The organism is Mesorhizobium sp. M8A.F.Ca.ET.181.01.1.1 (assembly GCF_004792025.1).
GTDB lineage: Bacteria > Pseudomonadota > Alphaproteobacteria > Rhizobiales > Rhizobiaceae > Mesorhizobium.
Genome location: NZ_SRTV01000228.1, coordinates 1 through 305 on the forward strand (window position 1 = coordinate 1; position 305 = coordinate 305).

A 305-nucleotide genomic window follows, 5' to 3' on the forward strand; every position below is an offset into this window, starting at 1 on the left:
ACAGGCCCAGGTGGAAGAACTTGGCCTGGAACTTGCCGGGCTGGTCGGCCCACAGCGCATGGCCCTGGCGGTAGCCGATCGACTGGTACTGGTCCCAGTCCAGGCCCTCCAGGCGGCCCGGCAGCACCCGCTTGTGGCTCTTGTAGGGCGCCTGCGCCAACGCGCGCGCCTGGCCCTTCAGGGTGGCGAAATCGAACGGCTGCGGCTGGCCGAGGCGGCGCAGGCCCATCTGGCCGCTCCGGCTGGCCGCGCACGCGGGCAGGGACGGCAGGCCGAATGCAGCCAGGGCGAGGGAGGCATTGCGG

Annotated in this window: 1 protein-coding gene; it reads right to left on the reverse strand. The window is 72.5% G+C overall.

Annotated features, from left to right (window positions below):
- Positions 1-229, reverse strand: a 229-nt coding sequence (locus EN824_RS34385; RefSeq protein WP_189522291.1) for a glucan biosynthesis protein, incomplete at its 3' end; no start/stop codon positions are given.
- Between the last annotated feature and the right edge of the window lie 76 nt (positions 230-305).